This window comes from Buttiauxella agrestis (assembly GCF_900446255.1).
GTDB lineage: Bacteria > Pseudomonadota > Gammaproteobacteria > Enterobacterales > Enterobacteriaceae > Buttiauxella > Buttiauxella agrestis.
The window spans coordinates 3,173,396-3,197,036 of record NZ_UIGI01000001.1 but is presented as its reverse complement, the minus strand read 5'-3'; the positions used below and the strand labels follow the sequence as shown (position 1 = coordinate 3,197,036).

Below are 23,641 nucleotides of genomic sequence, written 5' to 3'. Positions count from 1 at the left end.
CTTAACACATGTAAATAGTGAAGGTTACACTCTCCATCGAACACTCTCTTAAGAAAACTCATCTTCGTGACGGAGCCTGCTAAAAATTGCCAGAATTGACTCTGAAAACTCAGCCAGGCGGCAAAGTCACGCTTGATTAACGAGGTTATTTTAAATGCTTGCAGGCTAATTAAAATTATCTTTCAGGAAGCCTTTGTTGTGTTTGGTGTTTTTTATTTATCTCATGCTTTGTAATGAGTAGAAATATCAAAATACAACATGCGGGTGAGATATTTTAAATGTTTCGACGGACATACTCATTTCCGTAACGCAGCAATAACCTTTCATCGTTAGCGTTAACAAGTAGGCAGCAGTTTAAATTGGAAGAAGTATTTCAATGGCTGCATCCAGACTCAGGGTGACAACATGAAAAACAGATCGTTATTTATGATGTTAGCATTGCTGGGTGCGCCTGGTTATGTATTTGCGAATAATCCTGACCTCGCAAAATCGGAATATAACTTTGCTAGAAATGAATTAAGCAAAAGTTCATTCAATCAGGCAGCAATAGTCGGTCAATATGGGAACAATAATAATTCACATGTTGACCAAAATGGAACCCGGCAGTTAGCGGTGGTAAATCAGACAGGTGCTGGAAACCGCGCGAACGTCGATCAATCAGGGAGTTACAACGTTGCTTATATTGCGCAAACAGGCTACGGCAATGACGCGGATATTCAGCAACAATCGTCGGGTAATGCCGCACTTATTATTCAGAAAGGTACTGCTAATAGGGCAAGCATTATTCAACAGGGCACGCAAAAATCAGCAGTTGTTGTACAGAAACAGTCTCAAATGGCGGTACGCGTAATTCAACGCTAATACATGACTATTTAGACTAACATTCTCAATACAATGGGGGTTTCACCATGAACTTTTTCAAAATCGCAGCAATCGCAGCAGTGGTGGTTTCAAGCAGTGCAATGGCATCAGGACTTCAATTCCCTTGGAATCCAGGTAACAACAATAGTAATGGCCCAGAATCAGAAATGAAAGTGTACCAACACGGTGCAAATAACAACGTAACTGCGCTGCAAGCTGATGCGAAAAAATCTACTGTAGATATTAAACAATATGGTGTAGGCAACGGTGCTGATGTTGGCCAGGGTGCTGATAACGCCTCTATTGACCTGCTGCAAAAAGGCTCTAATAACAACGCAACAATTGATCAATGGGAAGCTAAAGGCTCAACCATTGATGTTAGCCAATATGGTTCAAGAAACGGTGCGACTGTTAACCAAACAGCCGCTGGTTCTTCCATTGAGTTGACCCAGGTTGGCTACCGCAACGGTGCAAATCTTCAACAGCATTAATTGAGATTTTGCACTATATAAAAACAGGGCCATGGCCCTGTTTTTTTATATGGGAGGGGAATATATATGCACACTTTATTATTGCTTGCGGCCCTCGGTAATCAGCTCAGTTTTGATACTCAGCAGCAGGGAAATATCTACACCATCGTACCCGTCGCGACATTAACTCAGGACTGCCAGTGCCAATTCAAGCTCACAGCACAACGTTCGGGTACCGCTGGCCAAAGTAACAGTAGCCAAAGCAGCCAGGTGTTTATCAAAGCCAACGAACCCGCAAAATTATCCCGTTTGAGTCTCAATATTTCGCCAGGAGACAACGTCACCATCACGGTGACAGTGACCGACGGAAAAGATATTCATCTGGAAAAACAATGGACCCCACCGGGCCGCGTTTAATTTCATCTCCTTTAAGTTAAATTATTGTTGCGCATGTGTGGCTTTTATTTCTTATTTGAACCAGGTTTTATCTGTAGTTCGCGTGTTTTTTGCCGATAACCTCATATCACTTAGTTGAGGAGTCCATAGTGTGAAAACATCAAGCCTTAGACGTTCAATGCTGTTGCCATTAGCCATATTTGCATTCCCGTTATTTAACGCACACGCAGACGGCGGTGTGATTCACTTTCAGGGATCAATAGTCGAAGATGGATGTCGTTTATCGCCGCAAGAAAAATCTGTTCAGTTTTCTTGTTCGCAAAATGGAAAGCCAGTCGTGCAAACTGTTGCATTTAATAAACTCAATGATTTCTCTGCGGGCGCGGATACCCCGGTTTCTACCAAAATTCGCTACCTCGATTCCGCACAAAAGCTGGCTATTCTGGAAGTCACTTACCGTTAAAACTAAAGGCTCGGGATTCCTGGGCCTTTCGATTCATTTTATCTGTATTTATTTCATGGCTATTTTTGTTACTATTCCCGCCGCTGTAAATTCATTATGTTCGAAATATAAGCACCCTAAGAAAAATCTCTATAAATTAAGATTTATATCGTTGTTTTGATGCTTTGCGCGGGATATATCTGGCTGGTCGTCGAAGACGGGAAATGGTACTGAGCATGAAGTTAGCGTTTAATATTGTCGACTGGCAGGCTAGTGCCCCTGGTTTATCTGAAAACGAGCAGTGGCAGGCGTGGAGCAACTGCCCGGCTGTCATCGCGTCGAACGATCCGGTGGCTAAATGTCGTCATTTACCGATGATGACCGCACGTCGTCTGGCTTCGGGCAGTCGCCTCGCAGTAGATTGTGCGCTGGCAATACTGTCTCGCCATCAGGTTGATGGCCTGGTTTTCTCCAGTCGCCATGGTGAACTGGAACGCAACTTTCGAATTTTGACGGCTCTTGCGCAAGGTGAAAGCCTGTCGCCTACAGATTTTGCCATGTCAGTTCATAACTCAGCGGTGGGTAATACCACTATTGCGGCCCGCCAGGCGCTGGTTTCATCTTCGGTTTCTGCGGGATACGACAGCTTTGCGCAAGCATTAGTCGAAGTGACTTCTCTGCATCATGCGGGTTACAAACGGGTATTGCTGGTGGATTTTGATGGCGTTATACCCGAGTTTTACCACCCGCACCTTGCCGGTGAAGCGGTGGACATTCCGTTTGCCGTCGCGTTGTTACTGGAAGCAGGCTCGCAAATTTGCTGTGAAGCGACACCATGTCGAATGAGCGAACCACAAAATTTGCCTCAGGGGCTGGCGTTTTTGCATGGCTGGCTCAGTCAGCAGACGACGTTTACTCTTGCGGGTGAGCGCATGGGCTGGCGCTGGAGTCGTCATTAATGTGGCCGCGCGTTAAATGGTACTGGCGCGTGCTGATGACCGGCTGGTTATTCGTGCTATTTGGTAGCGGTGGGCTGCTACTTACGATCGTCTGGTTTAATTTTCTGTTGCTGTGTGTTCGCGATAAACCGAAACGCCGCGAGATTGCGCGTCGTAGCATTGCTGCCAGTTTCCGGTTATTTTTACGCATCGGACGCGGGCTTGGCGTATTCGATTATCGTTTTGAGGGTTTCGAACAGCTCACAAACGATCGCGGATGTTTGATTGTTGCCAACCACCCGACACTGTTGGATTACGTATTTATCGCCTCCCAGGCCCCCCACATTGGTTGTCTGGTGAAAGCGAGCCTGATTCAAAATCCCTGTTTCCGTGGTGTCATAAAGGCTGCGGATTACCTGGTTAACAGTCAGGGCGAAACATTACTCCCTGAGAGCCAAAAGCGGCTGGCGGAAGGGGAGGCGATATTGATTTTCCCCGAAGGGACGCGCACGAAACCTGGAGAACCGCTGGTGCTTCAGCGCGGTGCGGCCAATATTGCGGTGCGCAGTGGCTGTCCGCTACGAATCGTCCATATTTATTGTGACCAACGTTATTTGGATAAACATAGCCGCTGGTATCAGATACCCAAGCGTAAACCTATGATCACTGTGAGTGTAAAGCAGCGGATCGAAAGCCAGGGGTTTATGGCGAATCATGACGAAGCCTCCGCACTTGCGGCCCGTCGTCTGAACCAATATTTGTGTCAGGAACTGGTACCTGATCCTCATTAAAACTCGGATGTAACTATGGAATCCTTAGAGACCGATATTAAACAACTCATTATCGACACTCTGAATCTTGAAGAGATCAGTGTTGATGAGATTGAAAGTCAGGCCGCCTTATTTGGTCAGGATGGCCTTGGACTTGATTCCATTGATGCACTGGAATTGGGCCTTGCGGTTAAAAAACGTTTCGGCGTGGTGTTATCCGCTGAAAATGAAGCGATGCGCGAACATTTTTATTCCGTCGCCAATCTCGCTGCATTTATTACAAGTCAAAACCCTGCGCACAGCGCCTGAATGAAACCACGAGTACGTTATGAATAAAGACGATATTTATCAGGAAGTCACCGGATTACTGGTGAAGTTATTTGAACTGTCTCCTGAACAAATTACCCCGCAGGCTCGTTTATATGAGGACCTGGATCTCGACAGCATTGATGCGGTCGATATGGTCGTTCATTTGCAAAAGCGCACCGGTAAAAAAATCAAACCGGAAGATTTCAAAACGGTTCGCACCGTACAGGATGTCGTAGACGCGGTAGAGCGTTTGCATAGCGAGTCTTAATCGCGTGCTGGCAAAACGTGCACTCAGTATCGTTGGAGGGCTGGCCGTCATCGGTTGGCCCTTTGCCGTCTGGTTAGTCATCTCATATCCCCAATTACACATCCTGCTGCCGATTCTGGCGCTGTGTTTTGTGCTGCGTTTGTGTACCTTACGGGGCAAAACCGGAGCCTTAAGCCGCGCCTTTAAAGGCCTGGCGATCGCGGGCGCAGTGTTATCCGTTGCCAGCATCTGGATGCGTGAAGCGCAACTTTTGCTGTGGTATCCGGTGGTCGTTAATGGCGTCATGCTGGCGTTATTCGGCTCGTCCCTGTTTAGCAGCATGTCGATAGTCGAGCGCCTGGCCCGCTTGCGCGAAGGGGACCTCCCGCCAGCAGGTGTGCGTTATACCCGCCGCGTGACCCAAGTCTGGTGTGTGTTCTTCATCATTAATGGCAGCGTGTCGCTGTTTACCTGCCTTGCGGGTAACGTTCATTGGTGGACGCTGTGGAACGGGATGATTAGCTATCTATTGATGGGGCTATTATTTGCCTGTGAATGGCTGGTCCGGATACGGGTGAAACGACGTTATGAATAACCCTTTACCGTTGGCGCAGTGGCTTTGCGCAAATCGCCATCCGCAACATGTTGTGGCGTTTGCAGGGCACAAGCTCTGGACCCAGGCAGATTTAATGAAAGACGTGCAGCGCATTTACGGCTGGTTGAAGACTCAGCCAGGCGAGCGTTGGGCGCTCTGTTTTGACAACAGTTACGACTTTCTTGCCGCGCTATTAGCCACGCTTCACGCCGGAAAAACGCCGGTTATTCCCGGTCATCGTCGTGAGGCACAACTGCGCGAGCAGCAAAACCATTTCTGCGGTGTGATGAGCGATACGGCACTCAATCTCAGTTGTCCGGTGATAAACCCGCAAGATTTAATCTGTATGCCGGTTCAACCGTTGGAGCCAGTTCCTGCCAATGCAGGCGTGGTGCTGTTCACTTCCGGCTCAACGGGTGAAGCCGCGCAAATATTCAAATCATTACAAGCGCTGGATGAAGAAATTGCCTGGCTTGCTGCGTTGTGGGGCGACAGTTTACGCAACTGCCGCGTGGTCGGGTCGGTTTCGCATCAGCATCTCTACGGCTTTACCTTCCGCATCATGCTGCCCATGGCGCTCGGTTTGCCGGGCGATGCGGCGATGATCCAGTTCCCGGAACAACTCGCCGCTCACTCTTTACACCCTTTGCTGTTCATCAGCAGCCCGGCATTTTTAAAGCGCCTTGATGTCAATCTGACGCCACCTGATGTGAAAAGAGTGATTTCCGCGGCCGGAAAGCTGGATGACGACACGGCGAAAATGGCGCGAGCCTGGCTTAAACAGCCTGTCTCAGAAATTTATGGCACCACTGAAACGGGCGTGCTGGCGTGGCGGGAACATTCGCAATCGGCACCTGTTTGGCAGCCATTCCCGTTAGTGAATTTTATTGCGCAAGAGGATGGCTGGCAGGTCGCGTCACCATTAACGGATAATAACCCCGTGCAACTGGACGACATTCTCGAATTTACGCCGCAGGGTCATTTTCGTTTATCGGGTCGCCGCGACCGCATTGTGAAAATTGAAGAAAAGCGTATTTCACTCAGTGAAATTGAACGCCGTTTGCTGATGCTGCCGGGGATTGAAGATGCGGCAGTGGTTCCAATTATGCGCGCAAACCGCATTGCGCTGGGGGCGGTAGTGGTCGTTGGTGAGCAAGGAGGAGATAAGCAACGCTGGCGAGTCGCGCTCCGTGCCTGGCTTGAGCCGGTCGCAATTCCACGCTACTGGCGTATCGTCGAACGCATTCCGCTCAATAGCCAAAGCAAACGCGCATGGACGCAACTACAGGAATTATTTGATGAAACCCGTTGAGTTAAATCGTTCGCAACCCGAGACGCACCAACTGCGTTTACAACTGGACGTACCGGCAACGTTAGGCTGGTTTTCGGGGCATTTCCCCACGCAGTCGATTTTGCCTGGCGTCGCGCAGTTAGATTGGGTGATGGCTTACGGTCTGGAGCTGGCGCCGGGAATGCGCTTTAGCGCGATTGATAGTGTTAAATTCCAGCGCCCGATTGTGCCGGGCAACAAGCTGGAGCTGAATCTGAAATGGGAGGCGCAACGCAACGTGCTGAGTTTTTCTTACACCTTGTTGACCGAGCAAGGCGAGATCCCGGCCAGCAGTGGGAAGATCAAACTATGCCCGTAGCGCCTTCGGCTTTTCGCCCCTGCGTGGTGATCCCCTGTTACAACCACGGCGCCACGATAGCCGCTGTGGTGGTCAGGCTGCAACCGTATGATCTGCCATGCATTATTGTTGATGACGGCAGCGAACCTGCGACTAAACAGCAGCTGGCGCAATTAACCGGCGTCACCTTGATTGAGCTTGAGTCCAACCAGGGGAAAGGCGAGGCGGTGATTACCGGGCTTAAAGCGGCAGCGCAGGCAGGGTTTACTCACGCCATTCAGCTTGATGCCGACGGGCAGCATTGCATAGAAGATGTGCCGCGTTTTTTAGAGGAAGCTCGCGCACATCCTGCCAGCCTGATATCTGGCACCCCGGAATACGATGACTCCGTGCCGAAATCGCGCCTTTACGGGCGCTACATCACCCACGTCTGGGTATGGATTGAAACGTTATCCCTGTCGTTAAAAGACAGTATGTGCGGCTTTCGCGTCTATCCGCTGGCGGCTACCCTTGCGGTAATTGCCCGCCACAGCCCCGGCAAACGAATGGATTTCGACACCGAAATCATGGTGCGATTATATTGGGCAGGGACCAACAGCCGTTTTTTGCGCACCCGGGTGATTTATCCGCCAGATGGCGTTTCACATTTCGATGCGCTGCGCGATAACGTGCGCATTTCCTGGATGCACACGCGATTGTTCTTCGGTATGGTGCCGCGCATTCCGACGCTGCTGGCTCGCCGCCGTCATCAAAACGCCCATTGGGCGCAAGTCCCGGAGCGCAAAGGGCTGGCAGGAATGCGCCTGATGCTCAATATCTACCAGCGCTTAGGGCGCCGCGCATTTAACGCTTTGCTTTACCCGGTTGTGGCGTGGATGTGGCTCACGGGAAGCACGCAGCGAAAAGCCTCGCAGCAGTGGCTGGCACGCGTTCGTAAGCGGGCGCAAACCCAGCAAATCACGTTGCCAAATGGCTTAAATAGCTATCGCCATTTCTTACGTTTTGGTGATGCGATGCTCAACAAAATTGCTGCCTGGCGTGGGGATCTTATCTGGGGGCGCGACATTGAATTCGCGCCCGGCAGCCGCGAAGTGTTACAGCCGCAGGCCGGGCAGGGGAAGTTAATTCTTGCCGCCCATCTCGGCGATATCGAAGCCAGCCGCGCTCTGGCGCAGGTTGAAGCCGGGCTGGTCATTAATGCGCTAGTCTTTACCGAACACGCCCAGCGCTTTCGCCAGATTATTGAAGAAATCGCCCCTCAGGCTGGCGTGAATTTATTGCCGGTAAGCCACATTGGCCCGGAAACCGCCATGATGCTGCAAGAAAAGCTCGAAGCCGGAGAATGGGTGGCTATCGTCGGAGACAGAATTGCGGTAAATCCACAGCGCGGCGGCGAGCGGCGCGTGTGCTGGAGCGAGTTTATGGGGCGTTCAGCTCCCTTTCCGCAAGGGCCGTTTATTCTTGCCGCAGCATTAAGATGCCCGGTCATTCTGATGATGGTCTTGCGTGAACAAGGCAAGCTACGCATTCATGCAGAACATTTTGCCGATCCGCTATTGCTGCCGCGCGCCACGCGCCAACAAGCGTTACAAGAGCACATTGATTTTTACGCGCAGCGTCTTGAGTTTTACGCGCTGCGCTCGCCACTCGACTGGTTTAATTTTTATGATTTCTGGCAATTGCCGCCGGAAAAGGAGTCTGGATGTTAAATTCCCCACGTTTTACCGTGGAGATCGGTATCAAAGTCCCATTCCATGATGTCGATGCGATGGGCGTTGTGTGGCACGGTAACTATTTTCGCTACTTTGAAGTCGCGCGTGAAGCGCTGCTCGGGCAGTTTGATTACGGCTATCGCGCCATGCAGGAGTCGGGTTACGTCTGGCCGGTCGTCGATACTCGCGTGAAATACCGTGATGTTGTGAAATTTGAACAGCAAATTCTGGTGCGAGCCACGGTGCTGGAATACGAAAACCGCCTGAAAATTGGTTACGAAATTGTCGATGCCGCAAGCGGAAAACGTACCACTACCGGTTACACCATTCAGGTTGCCGTTGAAGCAACAACAGGGGAGATGTGTTTTGTCTCACCTCAGATCCTTTTTGAACGCATGGGCTTGAGTTATGAATAGAATCATTTTTTTGGCCTTGCTGTTTATCAGCTGTACAGCGAGCGCCATTACGCTTGATGACGTGCAACGCAGCTTTGCCTCGCAGCCGGTTGTTCGGGCGAAGTTCCAGCAGGACCGCCAGATTAGCGGCATGGCACAACCACTGCATTCCAGCGGAGAAGTGCTTATCGCCAAAAGCAAAGGGCTGTGGTGGCAACAACAGCATCCTTTCCCGATGACGCTGGTGCTTGATGATAGCCACATGGCGCAAATCATGGGCAATCAGGCACCGCAGATCATCACCGCGGACAGTAACCCGCAAATGTTCCAGTTCAACCATTTGTTGCGCGCGTTATTTCAGGCCGACCGCAAAGTACTTGATGAGAACTTTTCCAGCGTGTTTACCGACCAGGGCAAAGGCCAATGGCAACTGGTCTTAACGCCAATAACCACACCGCTCGACAAGCTTTTCAGCACCATTACGTTGCAGGGCGACAAATATCTTAATCGCATTGCGTTAAACGATTTGCAGGGCGATTTCACCGAAATCACCTTCAGTAACCACCGTCTGGAACCGCGAAAATTGACTCATGAAGAGCAGCAACGCTTCACCTTCTGACGTGCATCGTCGCCTGGCATGGGGCTGGCTGGCAGTCGTCACGCTGCTGGTGGCGTTGCTCGCCGTGACGCTACCCAAAGCCAGGCTCGACAGCAGCGTGCTTTCGCTCCTGCCTGCCAGCAGCCTGGGGAAAATCCCTCCGCAAATCGAGAACGGTTTTTTGCAACGTCTCGACAGGCAAATGATGTGGATGGTCAGCCCCGGCGATAAGCCGAATGACGAGGCGGCAACATGGTGGCAAACGCAACTGCAACAGCAGCCGTTTTTGCAAGGCGTGCAAGGCCCGATGGATGCCAAAGGCCAGCAGGAGTGGGGGAAATTCTACTTCGAGCACCGTAATGGCCTGGTGGATACCCAGACCCGCAGCCGTTTACAAAATGGTGGGGAAGCGCAGGCGCAATGGGTATTAGCGCAACTCTATTCGGCGTTTTCCGGCGTCAGCGGTAAAGAGCTGACCAACGACCCGCTGATGCTGACGCGTGGTTCGCAACTGGCGCTGCAACAAACGGCCAGCCAGATGCGGCTGATGAACGGCTGGCTGGTGGCGCGTGATAAACAAGGGCGTTACTGGTATTTGCTGCACGGCGAACTCAAAGGTTCTTCCTTTGATATGCAGCAAGGGCGCGAAGCAGTTGAGCAACTGCGAGCCTTGCAGCAAAAGCTGAAACAGCAGTTCCCGCAGGCACAAGTGATGTCACGCGGCACGCTGTTTTATAGCGATTACGCCAGCCAGCAGGCCAAACACGATGTTTCTACGCTGGGTCTTGCCACGGTCATTGGCGTGCTGTTGTTGATATTGCTGGTTTTTCGCTCGGTGCGGCCGCTCATTTTATGTGTCACTTCTGTCGCCATCGGCGCCTTTGCAGGTACCGCCATCACGCTGTTGTGTTTTGGCGAACTGCATCTGATGACGCTGGTGATGAGCATGAGCATCGTCGGCATTTCGGCAGATTACACCCTGTATTACCTCACCGAACGTATGGTTCACGGCGGGCAAAATTCGCCGATCGCCAGTTTGCGCAAAGTGCTTCCGGCATTGCTGCTGGCGTTGGCGACGACCGCCATTGCTTATTTGATCATGATCCTCGCGCCTTTCCCCGGTATTCGCCAGCTCGCGGTATTTGCCGCCAGCGGTTTGATAGCGTCCTGCCTGACGGTGGTGTGTTGGTATCCGTTTGCGGTGCGCGGTTTGCCCGTCCGCCAGGTGCCTTGTCGCCGTTGGCTCAACGCCTGGCTGAAGGCGTGGCAACACAACAACGCGGTGCGTTTCGGAATACCACTCGCATTGTTGGTTATCAGCCTCGCCGGAATTGCATCATTAAAAATCAATGACGATATCGCCAGCTTCCAGGCACTCCCGCAAGATTTACTCCGTGAAGAACAGGCTATAACCGCCTTAACCGGGCAGGGAATGGATCAAAAATGGTTCGTGGTTTACGGCGACAGCGCCGAGCAAACCCTGCAACGGCTGGAAAAACTCGCCCCCGCGTTGGCTAAGTTGAAAGCCGATAAAGCCATCGACAGCTATCGCCTGATCCCACTCGCCTCTCTTGAACAACAGCAGGCAGATTTACAATTGCTGCGCGAAGCGGCACCGCTACTACAAAAACGCCTCGCGCAAAGCGGGATTACGGTGAGTGCGCCAAATCTGCAACAGATGGCGGTGACGCCGGATGTCTGGCAAAAAAGTGTGATCAGTAGCGGCTGGCGTTTGCTGTGGTTGTCGTTACCTGAAGGTAAAAGCGGTGCGCTGGTGCCTGTGAGTGGCGTTCACGACAGCCAACAGCTCGGCCAGATTGCGGCTAACATTCCGGGTGTCAGTTGGGTTGATCGTAAAGTCATGTTCAACGAGTTGTTCAGCCATTTCCGCAGTTTACTGGCGACGCTGTTGGCAGCGGCGGTAGTGGCGATTGCGCTCAGTTACGTGCTGCGTCTGGGCGTGAAACGGGGCTTGCTCAGTGTCGTGCCTTCGCTGTTATCGCTGGGCGGTGGTCTTGCGGCACTCGCCTTTAGCGGGCACGCACTCAATTTGTTCTCGTTATTAGCGCTGATGCTGGTGCTGGGAATTGGCATTAATTACACCCTGTTCTTTAGCAACCCGCGCGGAACACCGCTGACGTCATTGCTGGCCATTAGTGTTGCCTTGCTGACCACGCTTTTCACCTTAGGCATGCTGGTCTTTAGCCAGACGCAAGCCATCGCAAGCTTTGGCATTGTGTTGAGTTGCGGGATCTTCTGCGCATTTTTAACCGCACCTTTAGCCTTACCTCCATCCACCCAGGGAAAGGGAAAGAGAGAATCATGAAAAAACTACCGACATTGGCCGTCTTGTTTAGCGCGCTTTTACTGAGTGCATGCAGCGCTCCAAAACCGGATAACACGCGCCCGCAGGCGTGGTTAAAACCCGGCACGCTGGTGACGTTACCCGCGCCAGGTATTGCTCCGTCCATCACCGAGCAGCAGCTATTAAGTGCTGAGGTGAAGGGCAAGACGCAATCGCTGATGGTGTTGCTCAATGCCGACCAGCAGAAAGTGATGCTGGCCGGTTTGTCCCCGTTGGGGATTCGTTTATTCCGTTTGACCTACGATAAGAGCGGGATTAAAACCGAACAATCCATCACGCTTCCAGAATTGCCTCCAGCCAGTCAGGTTCTTGCCGATATTATGTTGAGCTACTGGCCGATAAACGCCTGGCAGAAGCAATTGCCAGCGGGGTGGACGCTAAAAGATATTGATTCACGCCGTGAATTGCGCGACGACCAGGGTGAGCTGATAGAAACCATCCACTATCTGATGCGTAACGGAATCCGCCAGCCAGTGAGTGTTCACCATCTTCGTTTCGGCTATGTGATCCGTATTCAGCACCTGGAAAGCTAATCATGATGACTTTTTCGGCCGTGGGCATGGTTAATGCGTTGGGCAACAACCTTGAAGATATCGCGGCAAATTTGCAGGCAGGCGTTGCCCCCGGCATGGGGCCAGATACTGAAGGCTGGTTGCAACAAGGCGAATGTTGGGTCGGACGCGTCACGGGTGAATTGCCAGAAATTCCAGAAGAAATGGCGCGGTACAACAGCCGTAACAATCGTCTGTTGTTGGCGGCGCTGGCGCAAATTCGCCCGCAGGTGGATGAAGCAATAGCGAAATACGGCGATTCTCGCGTGGCGGTGATTCTCGGAACCAGCACTTCAGGGCTGGATGAGGGCGACCGAATGGTGAGCGGCAGCCACGGCGGAAATCCCCCTGACTCTTATCGTTACGGTCAGCAAGAATTGGGCGATCCGTCGCGTTTTCTCAGCGACTATCTGCAATTATTTGGCCCGGCATTGACGATTTCCACCGCCTGTTCCTCCAGTGCGCGGGCGATCATCACTGGTAAAAGGTTGATTGAGTCAGGCATGGTGGATGCCGCCATTGTGGGCGGTGCAGATACATTAAGCCGAATGCCGATTAACGGCTTTAGCAGCCTCGAATCATTGAGCAATGAGCGCTGCAAACCCTTTAGCGCCGAGCGCAACGGGATCTCCATCGGCGAAGCGGGTGTCTTGATTTTACTCACCCAGGAGCCGGGGAAAGTGCGTTTGTTGGGGGTAGGGGAATCGACGGATGCCTGGCATATGTCGGCTCCGCACCCGGAAGGTGTCGGGGCGATTCGCGCCATTGAAATGGCGCTGCGGGAAGCAAAACTCGCGGCGGATGAGATTGGCTATATTAATATGCACGGCACCGCCACCCGTCTGAACGACGAAATCGAAGCCAAAGTGGTGAATCAACTTTTTGGTGAGCGTATCCCTTGCAGCTCGACGAAACACCTGACCGGCCACACGTTAGGTGCAGCAGGCGCTTGTGAAGCCGCCCTGTGTTATTTATTGCTGGCAGGTGATTTGCCGTTACCCGCGCAAGATTTCAGTGATACGCATCAAGACTTGACCCTCGCGGGCTGTGGTTTACTCACCGCGCCGCAGGCATTCTCTAAACCCATCATGTTGTCGAACTCATTTGCTTTTGGCGGCAACAATGCCAGTCTGATTTTAGGAGTTTCCGATGACTGATTTTCTTGCCCCGCACCACTATTTGCCGCACGAAGCACCCATGTGCTTACTCGAATCGGTTGTGGCGGTGGAACAAGAAAGCGCACATTGTCGCGTGACGGTCAGCCACAGCGGCGTGCTGGCTCCGTTTCTGGATGCAAAAGGGGATTTGCCGGGGTGGTTTGCCATTGAGCTGATGGCACAAACCGTCGGTGTCTGGTCTGGGTGGCATTCCAACAACAACGGCGAAGAAGCAAGCCGTGTGGGCATGCTGCTCGGCGGGCGGGGTTTGCGTTGCCCGGAAGGTGTTTTTGCCCACGGTGCGGTGCTGGATTGTCATGTCACGCTGCTCATGCGTGATGACAAAATTGGATGTTTTGAAGGACAAATTCGTGCAGACGGAAACGTACTGGCGAGCGGGCGAGTCAATACGTATCAGCCTGATAATAATGAATTAGAACAATTATTTTAATGGGATGGCAGCAAGATGACACAAACGGTATTAATCACCGGAGCCAGTAAGGGAATTGGCAAGGCTATTGCTTTGGGGCTTGCCGCCGATGGATTTGCGGTGGTGGTGCATTACCATCGCGACGAAGCGGGCGCACAGCAAACGCTTGAAGAGATTAAAGCTCAGGGCGGAACAGGTCGCGTCATGCAATTTGACAGCTCCGAGCGCGAACAATGCCGCAGCGTCATCGAAGCTGATATTGAAAAGCACGGTGCATATTGGGGCGTGGTGAACAACGCGGGTATCACTCGTGATGGCGCGTTCCCGGCACTCAGCGATGATGATTGGGATGGCGTCATTCGCACCAATCTCGACAGCTTTTATAACGTTATCCAGCCGTGCGTCATGCCGATGATTGGCCTGCGAGCGGGTGGGCGAATTATCACACTCTCGTCGGTTTCAGGTCTGATGGGCAACCGTGGGCAGGTGAATTACAGCGCCGCCAAAGCGGGCATTATGGGTGCCAGCAAAGCGCTGGCCATTGAGCTTGCGAAGCGCAAAATCACGGTGAACTGCATCGCGCCTGGCTTAATTGACACCGGCATGATTGAAATGGAAGAGGCCGCATTAACCGAAGCGATGCGCCTGATTCCATTGCAGCGTATGGGCCAGCCGGAAGAGGTTGCTGGGCTTGCGCGTTATTTGATGTCCCCGGTGGCGGGGTATGTGACACGCCAGGTTATCTCCATTAATGGAGGTATGCTGTGATTAAGCGTGTTGTAGTGACTGGAATGGGCGGTGTCACTGCGTTCGGTGAAAACTGGCAGGATGTGGCGGCGGGACTCAGATCCGGCAAAAACGCCGTGCGCCAGATGCCAGAATGGCAAATTTACGACGGGCTAAACACGATGCTCGGCGCTCCTGTCGATAATTTTGTTTTGCCTGAGCATTACACCCGCAAGCGCATTCGGGCGATGGGGCGCGTTTCATTACTTGCCACTCGCGCAACCGAGCTTGCGCTCATTCAGGCCGGTTTGCTGGATGACCCGATTTTAACCAGCGGCGAAACCGGCATTGCCTACGGCTCTTCCACCGGCAGCACCGGCCCGGTGAGCGAATTCGCCACCATGCTGACCGAAAAACACACGCGCAATATCACCGGCACCACTTACGTGCAGATGATGCCGCACACGGCTGCGGTGAACACCGGGCTGTTCTTTGGTTTGCGCGGGCGTGTGATCCCCACCTCAAGTGCGTGTACATCAGGCAGCCAGGCGATTGGTTATGCGTGGGAAGCGATTCGTCACGGCTACCAGACCGTGATGGTGGCGGGCGGTGCAGAAGAGTTATGCCCATCGGAAGCGGCGGTTTTCGACACGCTATTTGCGACCAGCCAGCGCAACGACCAGCCGCACACCACGCCATCGCCGTTTGATAAGCAGCGTGATGGACTGGTGATTGGCGAAGGTGCGGGCACGTTGATCCTCGAAGATCTTGACCATGCTCTGGCGCGCGGTGCGACGATCTACGCCGAGATTGTGGGTTTCCACACCAACTGTGATGCGGCACATATTACCCAGCCGCAGAAAGAAACCATGCAAATCTGCATTGAGCGCGGCCTGCGTTCAGCCGGACTCACGGCCAGTGATATTGGCTACATTAATGCTCACGGCACCGCCACCGATCGCGGCGATATTGCTGAAAGCCACGCTACGGCGGCGGTTTTCGGCGCTCGCACACCAATCTCATCGCTGAAAAGTTACCTCGGCCATACGCTGGGGGCTTGTGGTGCGCTGGAAGCGTGGATGAGTATCGAAATGATGCGCGAAGGCTGGTTTGCTGAAACGCTGAATTTAACTGCGCCTGATGAAGCCTGCGGTGAACTGGATTACATCATCGGCGAAGCGCGAAAAATCGACACCGAATTTGTGCAAAGCAATAACTTCGCCTTCGGTGGCATCAACACTTCTCTGGTGCTGCGCCGTTGGCAGTAAACGGTTATCACCTTGCGGTGGGTGACGTTACCCACATGAAAGATGATGCGCTGGCGACGCGCTGGCTGGCGGCTGAATTGCGACAGGACGCGCCTGGCGGGCGTCGCCGGGATGAGTGGATCGCGGCCAGAGTGTTACTGGCGATGCTGCTTAATAATGGCCCGTTACCTCTGCTGGAACGTGGCGCGCAAGGTAAACCGTATCACCCGCAGTTGCCCGCATTTAATATCAGCAATAGCGGCGAAAGTGTCGCTGTGCTGGTGGGGGAAGGGGATGTCGGTTGTGATCTTGAAATCATCCGCCCGCGAGCGCGTTATATGGCAATTGCCCGCCACAGCTTTGACACAAGCCTGTGCGACTGGCTGGAATCTTTGCCAGAAGTGGAACACATCCCGCAGTTCTGGCGGCTGTGGACGGCGCATGAAGCGGTGCTTAAACAGCGCGGGGGAACGGTCTGGCAAATGGAGCAGCTCCGTTTGCCGCTCCAGTCGTTATGCCCGCCAGACCGCTTTTTACATCACGTTACCGTTGAAGACCGGCTTATCGCTTGTTGCGGCGAGCAGCCATTTCCCGCGAATTTTGGCGCGGAGCTTGTGATTTTGTCGGATGTCGCCTGCGGCTTCCGACCTATGCGGTTTCAGAATATTTAGTTGGGTGGATAAGTGCCGCGTCATCCACCGGTTTTTAAAGCATTTTTACTGCTTCAACGCCCAAATGTGATAAACCCCGTCTATCAGTTCGGCCCCTTCCAGTTCTTTCTCAAAACCGGGGAATTTTTCGCCCCATTGCGCGATGCTGCGTATGTATTTCAACCATGGGTCATCGGCATCGCCGAAGCTTTCGCCCGGCATCACAATCGGGATGCCCGGTGGATAAGGAATCACGCCCACGGCCGAAATACGGTTGGGTAACTGGTCGATAGGTAAATGGTCGGCTTTGCCCGCCATATGCTGCTGGAAGGCGATGCGCGGGCGCGTCACCGGAACGGGAATATTGCCAAACGCCTCGGCTTGCAGTTTGTCCATCTGGCTGGTTTTCATGTAGTTAAACATTTCATCGCACAAGTCTTTCAGCCCCATTCCTGCGTAACGTGCCGCGTCGGCGCTGATTAAGTCCGGCAGGCACCGTTTGAGCGGCGTGTTGTTGTCGTAGTCGGTTTTGAACTCCAGCAACACGTTGATCAACGTCCCCCATTTCCCCTTGGTGACGCCGATCGAGAACAGGCACAGCACCATAAAATCGGTGGTGCGCGACGGCACAATACCGCGCTCGCCAAGATACGCCGTGACCATGGCCGCCGGAATGCCGGACTCCAGCAGGTTACCGTCATCGCCCATTCCAGGGGCTAAAATCCCGGCTTTGATAGGATCAAGCAAACACCAGTCGTCTTCGAGTTGATCAAATCCGTGCCATTTATCACCTGGTTTTAGCGTCCAGCAAGCGGGGTCGGTGGTGAGCTGTTCGCGTGACGCTTTGACAAACGGCACTTCATTTCCCGCAGCATCGGTGATGGTCGGTGCGTTCCAGGGTGAGAAGAACCAGTCGTTGTTTTTGGCAAATGCCGCATGCACTTTTGCCAGCGCGAGACGAAAATCGACTGCTTCGACAATCACCTCTTGCGTCAACGCTTCGCCCTGGCCTCCGTCCATCATTGCTGCACCAATTTCATTGGAGGCGATGATCGCATACAGCGGTGAGGTGGTGGCTTGCAGCATGTACGACTCATTAAAGCGCGAATGCTCGACCGGTTTTTTGCCATTACGAATGTGGATGTAAGACGATTGCGACAGAGCCGCCAGCAGCTTGTGCGTGGAGTGAGTGGCAAAAACGGTTGGCCCATTACTGTCGAAATCTTTCGGGTCGCCACGCATCGCAAAGCGGCTTTTGTACATCGGATTGAAGCGGGCGTAGGCGTACCAGGCTTCATCAAAGTGAATCTGATCGACACTTTGCGCCAGTAGCTCTTGCGCCGCTTCGGCGTGGTAACACATACCGTCGTAGGTGCAGTTGGTGACGACCGCGTACACGGGTTTATCACTCACCACTTCGTGTTTCAGCGGGTTGGCGTCAATCGCTGCCCGAATGCTTTCTGGCGTGAATTGCCGTTTCGGGATGGGGCCGATGATGCCGAAGCGGTTACGCGTTGGCACGAAATAAACCGGCAGCGCCCCGGTCATCACTAAGCCTTGTTCAATAGATTTATGGCAGTTACGGTCGCAGAGCGCGATTTCAAGCTCGCCTACTACCGCCTGCATAATGGCGCGGTTGGAGCCGGAAGTACCGTTTAACACCGAATAGCTTTTATGCGCCCCAAACACTTCGGCAGCGTAGGTTTCCGAGGCTTTGATCGGCCCGCTGTGGTCGAGCAATGACCCCATGGCGGCGCGTTCGATACCGGTATCGGTGCGGAATAAATTCTCGCCGAAGAAATCGAGAAATTCACGTCCGACCGCCGATTTGGTAAACGCCACGCCGCCCTGGTGGCCCGGTGCGGCCCATGAATATTCCGGGTTTTCCAGCGTGTAGTTAAACAACGCGCGAGTAAAAGGCGGCAGCAATTGCTGGTAATAGCGCTGAATCAGAGAGCGGGCGCGCGCGGCAATAAATTCGGCAGTGTCTTCGTGCATCCAGACGAACTCATTTACCAGCCGCATGGAGTCAAGCGTCAACGTATCGACGCACGAATGTTCCGCCATTAACAGCACCGGAACACTTTTATTGCGCCGCCGAATGGTTTGCAGCAGTGCGAACGCCTGGCTGTGGGATTCGTCGTCATTGCCGCCGGAGGTCCAGTCAACAAAGATGCAGCACAATGAGGCATCGGACGTCACCGTCGCGACGCCATCCTCAAAGGTTGCCGCTGAAATCACGGCAAAGTTATTTTCTTCCAGCGCTTCGATAAGCTCTGCCACTGCCCGTCCGTTGGCGGTGTTCACGTCCTGAATACTGCTGTCGACCACCAGAATTTTGCGTTTTTGATGCGTGCCTAAATCAAGCATATCCAGCTCCAGTTAATCGTTAGCCACGGGTTTATCCAGCGGGTAGGGGTTTTTATGGCGACGGTTATAGTTCACGGTGTACATCGCGGTAATCACCATGATGGCAACGAACGACCACATCACTTCTGTCGCGCCCGAACCGACCACCGCCCAAATGCAGTAAACAAAAGCAATCAGCGTAATAAACAGGAATGGCAGACGTTGATTACCCATATGCCCCTGACCGACCAGCATTAACGCCGCACAGGTATAAATGTAGGGTACCAGGGTAAAGATGACCGAGACCGAGGAAACCACGGCGAACTGCGAAGTGGCATCAGGGGAGATACTGGCAAGCTGGAAGATAGTCATCAGCACGCCGACGATGAGCAGGCCCGCAACGGGCGTTTGGTCTTTATTCACTTTGGCAAAAATGGGTGGAAATAATCCGTCATCGGCAGCGGCTTTTGCCGTTTGGCCTGCCAATAATGTCCACCCGCCGAGGCTACCTAAACAACCGGCGGCGGCACAAAACGAAACAATCGCGCCAGCCGTTGGCCCCATCGCCATGCGCGCGGCATCGCCGAACGGTGAGGCGGAGACTTTGAGTGCGGCGTTGGGGATCATGCCCATAATCGCGGTACTGGAGAGCACATAACAAACCGCGGCGATGAGTACGCCGCCGATGGTGGCAATCGGCACGTTGCGTTTAGGGTTTTTGACTACGGCGGCGGCGACTGACGCACTCTCAACACCAATAAATGACCACAACGTGACGCTCAAGGTACTTTGAATCGCGCCAAATGTGCCTTTGCCGCTGACGTTCCACGCTTCCATGTAGGTGTCACTTTTAAACCAGAACCACCCCAGAACGGCGACGGCAACAATCGGGATTAACGCCAGAATCGTGGCGACCGCCTGCACGCGGGTGATCATTTTCGGGCCAATAATATTCAGCCCGACGAACAGCCACAAAATAGCGATACAGGTGACGGTCAACGGCCACGGCTGATTTAACATCGGGAAAAAGTAACTGAGATAACCGACACCAATCACCACCATCGCGACGTTACCAATCCAGCACGCCAGCCAGTAAAGCAGGTTGGTTTGATAGCCGAGGAAGGGGCCAAACGCCCGACGCGCGTAGGCGTAGGAACCGCCGGGGCTGTCATCGAGCGAGGACATTTTGGCGTACACCATAGATAACGATATTGCGCCAACTATCGTCACCATCCAGCCAAAGATAGCAATCCCTCCCGTTGCTGCCAGGTTTGCCGGGAGTAAGAAAACACCCGACCCCATAATATTCCCTGCCACCATAAGCATCACCGGGACTAGCCCGACTTTTTGCGCTTCACTAGCCATAGAAACTCTCCTGAAAGGAAGAAACTTTGTTGTAGTTAACGAGAAAAAAGCTGGGATAGATGAAGGTGATAAATCCTTAGGAAGTGATATACGTCTGCTGTTCGGTAAGTTTAGACTACTATCAAAGACTAACTGGAGATTTCCCAATGAGTGAAAGAATGTCGGTGATACAAGGTGATATCACCCGCGCCGAGGTTGATGTGATTGTCAATGCGGCGAATTCATCCCTGATGGGGGGCGGCGGAGTTGATGGGGCGATTCATCACGCGGCAGGTCCGGCGTTATTGGCTGCCTGTAAAGTGATCGTTCAGCAACAAGGCGAGTGCGCGCCCGGCCATGCGGTGATTACTGAAGCCGGAAATATTCCTGTTAAAGCCGTCATTCATGCCGTTGGCCCCGTGTGGCACGGCGGCGAGAAAAATGAGGCTGAATTGCTTGAGCAAACCTATCGCAACTGCCTGGACTTAGCGGCTGCCAATGGTTATCGCACGATTGCTTTTCCTGCGATCAGCACCGGCGCCTACGGCTACCCTAAAGATGAGGCCGCAAAAATAGCCATCGATACCGTTTATCGTTATATCGGCCTGCGTCCGTTGCCTGAGCAGGTGATTTTTGTCTGTTTTGACGACGAAAATACCCGTATTTATCAACAACGTCTTGCCCAGCTTTGACGTGAAAAATCATCACGGTACACGCCTGGGAAAGGCGATCACACCCACGCTTGCGGAACACCCCGGCCTGAGCGGTATCCATCCGCTTGCCGATAGCCTCGACGCATTTGCAGCACGTTATTTACTGTGCGGTATGGCGGAGAAAACCCTCGATATCCAATACTACATCTGGCAGGACGATATGTCGGGGCGGCTGTTATTTAGCGCGTTACTGGCGGCGGCAGAGCGCGGCGTGAAAGTTCGCCTGTTGCTCGACGATAACAACACCAATGGTCTGGATGACATTTTAAAATTACTCAATTCTCATCCGCAGATCGAAGTCCGCCTGTTTAATCCCTTTTCATTTCGCCTGTTTCGCGCCATCGGTTATCTGACGGATTTTGCCCGGCTCAACCGCCGAATGCACAATAAGTCTTTCACCGTTGACGGCGAAACGACGATTATCGGTGGCCGCAATGTGGGTGATGCCTACTTTGGCGTGGGTAAACAACCGCTATTTTCAGACTTAGACGTGTTGGCTATCGGCCCGGTCGTCGGTGAGGTGAGCCAGGATTTTGAACGCTACTGGAACAGTCAGTGTGTCTCGACGCTGGAAAAAGTGTTGGATGTGGACCCCGATGTTTTGCATAACCGTGTGCAGCTTCCTGACGACTGGCGTGATGACCCGAAGGCGCGACGCTACCTTGATCGACTCACAACCAGCCAGTTTGCGACTAACCTGGTTTCCCGAACCCTTGAAATGTACTGGGCGAAGACGCGTTTACTGAGCGATGACCCGCGTAAAGGGCAGGGAAGGGCGCGTAACCACACGCTATTACCCCAGCGCCTGATGAATGTGATAGGTATGCCGGAGCAGGAAATAGACATTATTTCCGCCTATTTCGTGCCTACTCGCGCCGGGGTAGCGCAAATATTGGGGCTGGTGCGCAAAGGGGTGAAAATCGCGATTCTGACGAATTCGCTGGCCGCCAACGATGTTGCTGTCGTGCATGCGGGATATGCACGCTGGCGAAAAAAGCTCCTGCGCCACGGCGTCGAACTTTATGAATTAAAGCCTGAAAATGATAACCCCCGCAGGCTGCGTGACCGTGGCTTGACCGGTAATTCAGGTTCCAGCCTGCATGCCAAAACCTTCAGCGTCGATAAGCAAAAAGTGTTTATCGGCTCGTTTAATTTTGACCCGCGCTCTGCGATGCTCAATACCGAAATGGGTTTTGTGATTGAAAGCGAGGCGCTGGCGAAAAATATTCACCAACGTTTTACCCAAAGCCAGAAAGAAGCTGCATGGGCGCTGCGTTTAGATCGCTGGGGAAGGGTAAATTGGGTTGAAACTAGCGATGGCAAAGAGTTTGTCTGGAAGAAGGAACCGCACACCCGCTTTTGGCAGCGGGTGTTGGTGAGATTGGTTTATCGTCTACCTATTGAGTGGTTACTTTAACCGCGACGTTCTGCGGTTTGCCGGAGAACAAGAAGCGCAGCAAGGGAATTCGCAGGTGGATTTCATAAAGCACGACGGCAATTCCCACGACAAAAATTAGCCCGGTAATAAAGCCCAACGCGTTCGAATGAATGTGCGGCGTGATGTACGCGCCGAAAAACAGCGTTAACGGATGGTGCACCAGATAAATAAAAAGCGAGGCATTGACGAAATAGGTGACGCGCTTTGACTGGAAGTTCAGCAATTTATGGCCAAGTGAAAACACCACATTAACCATCCACAAGCCCATCACCATCGTAATAACGCTTTCTGTTTCATACATCCACGCATCGCCGCTGCCATAACGCTGATTGAGTAAGTAGGCGACAAAGGCGAGTGCTGCGCCCACCGCGCACCATCGCGAAGGGGTAGTGAACAGCGCTTTCAGCTGGGGGCGCACAAACACTAACGCGCCGAGCATAAAGAACGGCAGGTAAAACAGCGTTTGCATCACCACGAAATTAAATAAACCATCGCTTAAAATTGGCGAATAAATAATAAAAATCGTGCGGCGAATGGCGCCGTATAAAATACCGAATCCCAGAAACGCGATTGAGAGCTTTCCTAAAGTGATGGCGGATTGATTATTTTCTGATGCCTCAGCCAGACGTTTTTTCATTTGTTGAAACAAAAATAAACAAACGGTAGTCAGCACGACCATCACTAATAAAAACCACAGGTGAGAAACCAGTTCCCAAACCAGCGTGTTGTACTTTTCGTAAGGGGTCAGGCCCGGCCAATTTTTGGCTTTATCATTCACGTGTTGCAGCATTAAAAATTGCGGCAGAGTGAGCAGCGGAATGGCGGTTAACATCGGGATACCAACACGCTCCACGCGCACTTTCCACCAGCGTTTAAGCGGGTAGCGCAAAAAAAGCATGTAAGAGAAATAGCCTGAAATGACGAAAAACACCTGCATGCGGAAGGCGTGAATAAAGTCATTGAAAAGGGTTAATCCCCATGAGGCTTCGGCGCTGTTGACGTGCCATTGGTGGCTTGAATAGATGAGCGAGATGTGGAACGGGATGCCTAAAAGCATTAACCAGGCCCGAATTGAATCCAGGAAAAACTCGCGTTGCTGTGGTGCTTTACTCATAATACTCCAGACATTATCGGACGAATCGCCTTATCCTTAAGAACATATCCCAATAGGCTTGAAGTCCCGAACGGTATCAATTCCGTGGCAACCCTACACTAACCGTGACATCCTGTCTCCTGGATGCACTCTGAAAGCGTAAGCAGTTGTCTTTTTTTGCTTAAAGGCTGAGCCGGCGCGCTGAACAATGCGGGTA

The 23,641-nt window shown here is 52.6% G+C and carries 26 protein-coding genes; 23 read left to right on the top strand and 3 right to left on the bottom strand.

Annotated features, from left to right (window positions below; genetic code table 11):
• The first annotated feature begins 405 nt into the window (after window positions 1-405).
• The 21 genes from csgB (at window position 406) to DY231_RS15130 (ending at window position 16,508) form a co-directional block, all read left to right on the top strand.
• Window positions 406-861, top strand: coding sequence for a curli minor subunit CsgB (gene csgB / locus DY231_RS15230; protein ID WP_034494432.1), 456 nt, complete (start codon window positions 406-408; stop codon window positions 859-861).
• Between the two features lie 47 nt (window positions 862-908).
• Window positions 909-1,352: a curli major subunit CsgA gene (gene csgA / locus DY231_RS15225; RefSeq protein WP_115629661.1), complete on the top strand. Its 444-nt coding sequence runs from the start codon at window positions 909-911 to the stop codon at window positions 1,350-1,352.
• A gap of 66 nt (window positions 1,353-1,418) precedes the next feature.
• Window positions 1,419-1,748 (top strand): curli assembly chaperone CsgC, encoded by a 330-nt coding sequence (gene csgC / locus DY231_RS15220; protein WP_115629659.1) that lies wholly within the window; start codon window positions 1,419-1,421, stop codon window positions 1,746-1,748.
• Between the two features lie 130 nt (window positions 1,749-1,878).
• Entirely contained in the window at window positions 1,879-2,190 is a 312-nt protein-coding gene (locus DY231_RS15215; RefSeq protein WP_256682674.1) for a YmdA family protein, read from the top strand.
• 215 nt (window positions 2,191-2,405) lie between these two features.
• Complete coding sequence (locus tag DY231_RS15210) at window positions 2,406-3,128, top strand: beta-ketoacyl synthase chain length factor (RefSeq protein ID WP_115629655.1); 723 nt, start codon at window positions 2,406-2,408, stop codon at window positions 3,126-3,128.
• Complete coding sequence (locus DY231_RS15205) at window positions 3,128-3,898, top strand: lysophospholipid acyltransferase family protein (protein ID WP_115629653.1); 771 nt, start codon at window positions 3,128-3,130, stop codon at window positions 3,896-3,898. The genes DY231_RS15210 and DY231_RS15205 overlap by 1 nt, the downstream gene beginning before the upstream one ends.
• 15 nt (window positions 3,899-3,913) lie before the next feature.
• Window positions 3,914-4,186 (top strand): phosphopantetheine-binding protein, encoded by a 273-nt coding sequence (locus DY231_RS15200; RefSeq protein ID WP_115629651.1) that lies wholly within the window; start codon window positions 3,914-3,916, stop codon window positions 4,184-4,186.
• Between the two features lie 19 nt (window positions 4,187-4,205).
• Window positions 4,206-4,454: an acyl carrier protein gene (locus tag DY231_RS15195; RefSeq protein WP_034494447.1), complete on the top strand. Its 249-nt coding sequence runs from the start codon at window positions 4,206-4,208 to the stop codon at window positions 4,452-4,454.
• Between the two features lie 4 nt (window positions 4,455-4,458).
• Window positions 4,459-5,028, top strand: a complete 570-nt coding sequence (locus DY231_RS15190) for a COG4648 family protein (RefSeq protein WP_256682673.1) — start codon at window positions 4,459-4,461, stop codon at window positions 5,026-5,028.
• The gene (locus DY231_RS15185) at window positions 5,021-6,340 is read left to right on the top strand and encodes an AMP-binding protein (RefSeq protein WP_115629649.1); all 1,320 of its coding nucleotides are present in this window, start codon (window positions 5,021-5,023) and stop codon (window positions 6,338-6,340) included. Before DY231_RS15190 ends, DY231_RS15185 begins: the two co-directional genes overlap by 8 nt.
• Entirely contained in the window at window positions 6,327-6,677 is a 351-nt protein-coding gene (locus DY231_RS15180; protein WP_115629647.1) for a 3-hydroxyacyl-ACP dehydratase FabZ family protein, read from the top strand. Before DY231_RS15185 ends, DY231_RS15180 begins: the two co-directional genes overlap by 14 nt.
• A complete protein-coding gene (locus DY231_RS15175; protein ID WP_115629645.1) occupies window positions 6,668-8,365 on the top strand; it encodes a glycosyltransferase family 2 protein in 1,698 nt (565 codons plus the stop codon). Before DY231_RS15180 ends, DY231_RS15175 begins: the two co-directional genes overlap by 10 nt.
• Entirely contained in the window at window positions 8,359-8,784 is a 426-nt protein-coding gene (locus DY231_RS15170; RefSeq protein WP_034494455.1) for an acyl-CoA thioesterase, read from the top strand. Before DY231_RS15175 ends, DY231_RS15170 begins: the two co-directional genes overlap by 7 nt.
• A complete protein-coding gene (locus DY231_RS15165; RefSeq protein WP_115629643.1) occupies window positions 8,777-9,382 on the top strand; it encodes a LolA family protein in 606 nt (201 codons plus the stop codon). The genes DY231_RS15170 and DY231_RS15165 overlap by 8 nt, the downstream gene beginning before the upstream one ends.
• A complete protein-coding gene (locus tag DY231_RS15160) occupies window positions 9,354-11,687 on the top strand; it encodes an MMPL family transporter (protein WP_115629641.1) in 2,334 nt (777 codons plus the stop codon). The genes DY231_RS15165 and DY231_RS15160 overlap by 29 nt, the downstream gene beginning before the upstream one ends.
• Window positions 11,684-12,259 carry a DUF3261 domain-containing protein gene (locus tag DY231_RS15155; RefSeq protein WP_115629639.1) on the top strand — a complete coding sequence of 192 codons (576 nt, stop codon included), beginning with the start codon at window positions 11,684-11,686 and terminating at the stop codon, window positions 12,257-12,259. The genes DY231_RS15160 and DY231_RS15155 overlap by 4 nt, the downstream gene beginning before the upstream one ends.
• A gap of 2 nt (window positions 12,260-12,261) precedes the next feature.
• A complete protein-coding gene (locus DY231_RS15150) occupies window positions 12,262-13,434 on the top strand; it encodes a beta-ketoacyl-[acyl-carrier-protein] synthase family protein (protein WP_115629637.1) in 1,173 nt (390 codons plus the stop codon).
• Window positions 13,427-13,885, top strand: coding sequence for a hotdog family protein (locus DY231_RS15145; protein ID WP_115629635.1), 459 nt, complete (start codon window positions 13,427-13,429; stop codon window positions 13,883-13,885). The genes DY231_RS15150 and DY231_RS15145 overlap by 8 nt, the downstream gene beginning before the upstream one ends.
• Before the next feature lie 15 nt (window positions 13,886-13,900).
• A complete protein-coding gene (locus tag DY231_RS15140) occupies window positions 13,901-14,632 on the top strand; it encodes a 3-ketoacyl-ACP reductase FabG2 (protein ID WP_115629633.1) in 732 nt (243 codons plus the stop codon).
• The gene (locus DY231_RS15135; RefSeq protein WP_115629631.1) at window positions 14,629-15,858 is read left to right on the top strand and encodes a beta-ketoacyl-ACP synthase; all 1,230 of its coding nucleotides are present in this window, start codon (window positions 14,629-14,631) and stop codon (window positions 15,856-15,858) included. Before DY231_RS15140 ends, DY231_RS15135 begins: the two co-directional genes overlap by 4 nt.
• On the top strand, window positions 15,849-16,508 hold the full coding sequence (locus tag DY231_RS15130) for a 4'-phosphopantetheinyl transferase superfamily protein (RefSeq protein ID WP_115629629.1): 660 nt from the start codon (window positions 15,849-15,851) through the stop codon (window positions 16,506-16,508). The genes DY231_RS15135 and DY231_RS15130 overlap by 10 nt, the downstream gene beginning before the upstream one ends.
• Window positions 16,509-16,553: 45 nt before the next feature.
• Here DY231_RS15130 and DY231_RS15125 read toward each other — a convergent pair whose 3' ends face one another.
• Window positions 16,554-18,857: an Orn/Lys/Arg family decarboxylase gene (locus DY231_RS15125; RefSeq protein WP_115629627.1), complete on the bottom strand. Its 2,304-nt coding sequence runs from the start codon at window positions 18,855-18,857 to the stop codon at window positions 16,554-16,556.
• A gap of 12 nt (window positions 18,858-18,869) precedes the next feature.
• Window positions 18,870-20,201, bottom strand: coding sequence for an arginine/agmatine antiporter (gene adiC / locus DY231_RS15120; RefSeq protein ID WP_115629625.1), 1,332 nt, complete (start codon window positions 20,199-20,201; stop codon window positions 18,870-18,872).
• A 146-nt stretch (window positions 20,202-20,347) separates the two neighbouring features.
• Here adiC and ymdB point away from each other — a divergent pair, with 146 nt between their 5' ends.
• Together ymdB and DY231_RS15110 are read left to right on the top strand one after the other, a co-directional pair.
• The gene (ymdB, locus tag DY231_RS15115) at window positions 20,348-20,872 is read left to right on the top strand and encodes an O-acetyl-ADP-ribose deacetylase (protein ID WP_115629623.1); all 525 of its coding nucleotides are present in this window, start codon (window positions 20,348-20,350) and stop codon (window positions 20,870-20,872) included.
• Window positions 20,823-22,310 carry a phospholipase D family protein gene (locus DY231_RS15110; RefSeq protein ID WP_147295650.1) on the top strand — a complete coding sequence of 496 codons (1,488 nt, stop codon included), beginning with the start codon at window positions 20,823-20,825 and terminating at the stop codon, window positions 22,308-22,310. The genes ymdB and DY231_RS15110 overlap by 50 nt, the downstream gene beginning before the upstream one ends.
• On the opposite strand, the gene mdoC is transcribed toward DY231_RS15110, so the two are convergent.
• A complete protein-coding gene (gene mdoC, locus DY231_RS15105) occupies window positions 22,291-23,445 on the bottom strand; it encodes a glucans biosynthesis protein MdoC (protein ID WP_115629621.1) in 1,155 nt (384 codons plus the stop codon). The two genes, DY231_RS15110 and mdoC, sit on opposite strands and share 20 nt — an antisense overlap.
• Window positions 23,446-23,641 lie beyond the last annotated feature (196 nt).